7 protein-coding genes are annotated in these 4507 nt (G+C 40.6%); 3 read left to right on the top strand and 4 right to left on the bottom strand.

The annotated features are described in order from the left end of the window. Window positions 1-12 precede the first annotated feature (12 nt). From WBM98_RS15480 to WBM98_RS15465, 4 genes are read right to left on the bottom strand one after another with little or no spacing between them, the layout of a single operon-like run. Entirely contained in the window at window positions 13-801 is a 789-nt protein-coding gene (locus tag WBM98_RS15480) for an SRPBCC domain-containing protein (RefSeq protein WP_424366929.1), read from the bottom strand. 5 nt (window positions 802-806) lie between these two features. Beyond that, on the bottom strand, window positions 807-1193 hold the full coding sequence (locus tag WBM98_RS15475; protein WP_424366928.1) for a VOC family protein: 387 nt from the start codon (window positions 1191-1193) through the stop codon (window positions 807-809). A 26-nt stretch (window positions 1194-1219) separates the two neighbouring features. Continuing rightward, window positions 1220-1660, bottom strand: coding sequence for an SRPBCC domain-containing protein (locus WBM98_RS15470; protein WP_424366927.1), 441 nt, complete (start codon window positions 1658-1660; stop codon window positions 1220-1222). Between the two features lie 12 nt (window positions 1661-1672). Next, complete coding sequence (locus WBM98_RS15465; RefSeq protein WP_424366926.1) at window positions 1673-2086, bottom strand: VOC family protein; 414 nt, start codon at window positions 2084-2086, stop codon at window positions 1673-1675. A 160-nt stretch (window positions 2087-2246) separates the two neighbouring features. Here WBM98_RS15465 and WBM98_RS15460 point away from each other — a divergent pair, with 160 nt between their 5' ends. From WBM98_RS15460 to WBM98_RS15450, 3 genes are all read left to right on the top strand, one after another. Continuing rightward, a complete protein-coding gene (locus tag WBM98_RS15460; RefSeq protein WP_424366925.1) occupies window positions 2247-3224 on the top strand; it encodes a GlxA family transcriptional regulator in 978 nt (325 codons plus the stop codon). A gap of 194 nt (window positions 3225-3418) precedes the next feature. Next, complete coding sequence (locus WBM98_RS15455; protein WP_424366924.1) at window positions 3419-3820, top strand: hypothetical protein; 402 nt, start codon at window positions 3419-3421, stop codon at window positions 3818-3820. 108 nt (window positions 3821-3928) lie between these two features. Next, on the top strand, window positions 3929-4291 hold the full coding sequence (locus WBM98_RS15450) for a hypothetical protein (RefSeq protein ID WP_424366923.1): 363 nt from the start codon (window positions 3929-3931) through the stop codon (window positions 4289-4291). Window positions 4292-4507: the final 216 nt, after the last annotated feature.

Below are 4507 nucleotides of genomic sequence, written 5' to 3'. Positions count from 1 at the left end.
GAGAACTAGGGATTAAAATACTTCCTGCATAGATTCAGCATATTCTTTGAAATTATCCAAAATGGCCTGCCACCCTTGACGCTGCAGGTCCGTTGGATTCTGACTCTCTGGTTCAAATGTTTCCGTAACCGCTATACCATTTTCTGTTTCCCTAAAATCGATGGTTACCATTCTACCATCATCCAGGGTATATGAAATATGTTCATTGGGAACCACTTCATCATAGGTGCCACCAAAATTAAAGCCCATACTGCCGTCTTTCGCCTCCATCCTCGAACTGAACTTACCCCCTGCCCTAAGGTCATTTTCGGCTTTTGTGGTATGCCAATCGTCGTTGGCCTGATTCCATTTTTTGATGTGTTCCGGTTTTGTCCAAGTTTTCCAAACCGTTTTGATATCGCTATTCACGGTTGTGGAAATGGTGATTTTATCGGTTGCTTTCATAGCTTGTGTGTTTTCTTGTACTCTGAATTTTACAATCTTTTTTACCAAAGCAATGGGAATGGGTTCCTTCAACGGAAACTGTACGGAACCTTTGCCCTGTTTATAAATCGACAATTCTTTTTTGAACGCCGAGTGACCAGTAGGCGTGGCATAGAACCCAATATGTTTATCGAAGGCCGCAAAGTAAACCAGAGGTTTGCCACCTAGTTTATACGACGGCATTCCGTAGCTTATACCCTCCTCTGCCTGTGGCGCAACTTCTTGAATCGCTTTTCGTATGTTTTGCAATAGGGTTTGTTTCTCCTTCGGGAACGATTTTACATATGCATCGACCGTTTTGATCTTTTCCGGTTTCATCACCATTACGCCATGGAATGAATTCCGAACATATTGCCCTCGGTATAGTTGGCTAAGACCATAAAGCCATAATCACCCAGGGATGTCTTTGATTTATACACAATGCCTCCAGCACCTTTTATCCGCGCCTCTTCAACACTACAATCTTGACTGGCAAAATAGACAATCGTGCTATTGTTACCCGCTTTGAAACCCTCCATCTTGATCAAGGCGCCTGATGCTGCGTTCTTCGATTCCATATCGGCAGGAAAAGCCATCATTTGGATTTCCTCTGCTGTTGGGTTCGGCAATTCGGAAAGTTTAATCTGGAATACCTTTTCGTAAAATTCCACGGCCCGTTTTAGGTCTTCGACATAAATTTCGAACCATACTACTGGATTTACAATTTTCATACTACTTTAATTAAGGGTTATTTAAATTACGATTTTTCAGAAAGTTCCTTTACTTTTTCAAAGGCTTTTGGCCAAACTTTCACGAAATAATCGAGATACTGCTCCGCGATATCCATTTGAACAATTAATTCTGTTTTGCCACCGTCATTCTTAAGGGTGTAGTTTTCCATCGCACCTATCCATTGTTTTACCTCATCGCTTGTGGTATCCTCTACCCCATTTTTTACAAAGCCTAAATGTTCGATGGACATGAATTCATTGGGTCGGTTCTTCGCGATACGGGAAACCATTCCTCCTCCATCGGCACTAAGAAAAAGCGCTTTACTGCCTTCTTTCCAATCGGTCTCTGCACGGGAACCTTCCCCAAAAGGTGCCGTCCATTTGGGATAGGTTGCATCGTTCCACAATACGTGCCAGACTTTTTCTTTTGGGGCATCGATGGTCGTTCTAAATTCCTTTCGTTCCATAATTCTACTTTTTTATTGTTTTGGCATTTTCTCGGGTTCCATGTACAACATGCTCCATCGGTGGCCGTCCAAATCGGTAAAGCTTAGAATGTACATCCAACCGGCTACTTCGGTGGGTTCAAAATAGACCTTGCCCCCTGCTTTAGTGACCACTTTGGCGAAAGCGTCCACTTCATCTTTGGACTGTGCATCGATGTTAATGAGCATCTCATTGCTTTTGGAGGTGTCCGTTATCTCATTTTGGGTGTAATTTTTTATGTCCCCTTCTGGAAAAAGCATCAAGACAAAATTGTTGTCCCCAATTAAAAAGCTACCCAAATGATGGAGCTCTTTATGCATGGGATTCTCGCGAAAGCCTATGTCGCGAAAGAACTGTTTCGATTTTTGAAGGTCTTTGACAGGGAGGTTGAGCCAGATTGTTTTCATTGCATATATTGTTTTAAAGCATTGTTTTTTAGCTTTTTACGTGGGGTATATCCAAATATAGTTAGCTTTTGCCCAAATCAGATGGTGCGATTCCGTCAATCCAACGGGTTGATTACGACAAATTCTTTAATTATCTTGGTGCTATTAAATTAACTTGATCATGAAACACGTATCCATACTTGTTCCTAAAGGCCATACCAGCGTGGTCAATATCGGCGGCACCCATCAGATGCTATCGTGGGTCAACGAATTTTTTGAGCGTACCGGCCGGAAACCGCTATTCGATATCCATTTGGTAGGGCTTGAAAAACGAACGGAACAATCCACAGGAATGTTTACCGTAAACCCCGATTTGCTCTTTTCAGATGTCGTCAAGACCGACCTTATCGTAATTCCCGCTATCCATGGGGATTTTGAAGAGAACAAAAGGAATAATGCTGATCTTATTCCTTGGATCGTAGACCAATACAAAGAAGGAGCCGAAATCGTAAGCCTATGCGTGGCCTCTTTCTTTTTAGCCTCCACGGGACTATTGGATGGAAAAGATTGTTCCACCCATTGGCAATATGCGAATGAATTCAGGGAACAGTTCCCCAAGGCCAATCTCATGGATGATCGGATTCTAACGTATTCGGATGGCATTTACACCAGCGGTGGGGCCTATTCCTTTACAAATCTGGTAATCTATCTAATAGAGAAATACGCGGGGCGGGATACCGCGGTCATGGCCGCAAAAGGATTTATGATCGATATCGAGCGTATCAGTCAGTCCCCATTTATGATTTTTTCGGGACAAAAGTCGCATAAGGACCAAGAAATCCTAAGGTCACAAGAATACATCGAACGAAATTTTCAGGATAAGATTACCGTGGAAGAGCTTTGCGATAAAATCGCCCTGAACCGCCGCACTTTTGAACGACGGTTTAAAAAGGCCACTGCCAATACGGTGGTGGAATACCATCAACGGGTAAAAGTTGAGGCTGCAAAAAAGGAGTTCGAAAAGGGGCGAAAAACAGTCAACGAGGTCATGTACGACGTCGGCTATTCAGACCCCAAGGCATTTCGGGACGTGTTCCGAAAAATTACCGATATGACGCCCTTGGATTATTTAAAGAAGTATAGTAAAGTGGCTGTTTAGCTTCTGAAAAGAATGTTTTCCAATAACGTATCCTATGAAAAGCCCTAAACCAGTGCTGCAAAGTTCAAATAAACGAATAAATATATAGTGGATAGACTATCAAGGATCATAATCCTACATTGTATGCCTTTAAACGCAACTTTTTATAGAATCAACATCTATTATAAGAAGATAAATTTCAAAATTCCATGAACATGAAAAAAATCATTATTTTATTCATAAGTTTTTTGGCTATCTACTCATGTTCAGACAAGGAAGATCCAATCGGGAAATGGGGCGACAATATTAAACTATCTCAAAAAGTAGTGAATTTTACAGCTGAACAAAATTCAACGGTTGTTACTACTCAAGGAACATGGTGGTGGATTAATGGAATTGGACTCAATGACGATTGGAATTATGACCTAAACGAAATAGATACTACCAAAGACAATTTTGTGATTGAAGAAGACGATTTTAAAATTGAAAGAAAAAATACAACCGAAATTCACATTTCAATGAATCCAAACCAAACTGGATTGGAAAGAGTTTTATTAATTGGATTGCAAGCCGGGAATTACGGGGATGGGATTATGGTTATCCAAGCTGCCGATTAAAAATAACGGCATACAACAAAACCTGTTATGAAATGCCTTAGTCCATTTCTTCATAGTTCAAATAAACGATTTTGATTTACTACCTTACAGTCATAAAAACAGTTCGATATGAAAAGGTTTTTTTATGCAATCCTATTGACATGGTTGGGGGTTTGCACGATGCATTCACAGGAAGCCACAACTACCAATGTTAAGGGCCGAAATCAACCATCGCTTCGATATAATTGGAGCGATATTGGCACTATACCCAATGTCATAGGGCAAAAAACAGCTAAGAACGATGTTGATTCCTATTTGAATCTTGCCGAGACCATTGATAATTCCGCTGCCGTTGGCTCACTAAACTATCCAAAATCAGCTTCCAGTAGCTCTAAAATGCCCATTTCTGAACCGAAAGGAATTTATAAAATGAGGGTTTTTAAAATAGATAGTACACAACAATTTTACCTCAGAATGTACAACCTTCAGTAAGTTCGGGCTTGGATCTTATGTTTTAAAGTGCAAATAAACGATATGATTTTAACCTATATTCACTGGAATCCAGACCCCGAGATACTAAATATCTTCGGATTCCCACTTCGATACTATGGGTTACTCTTTGTAAGTGGATTGATTCTAAGTCTCTATATTTTAGGGTGGATTTTTAAGAGGGAAAAATTACCGCCTGAAAACTTGGAGAAATTGTCA

The sequence above is a fragment of the Maribacter sp. genome, assembly GCF_049667165.1.
Lineage (GTDB): Bacteria > Bacteroidota > Bacteroidia > Flavobacteriales > Flavobacteriaceae > Maribacter_A.
The sequence above is the reverse complement of the archived record's forward strand: the minus strand, read 5'-3'. Positions and strand labels throughout refer to the sequence as shown.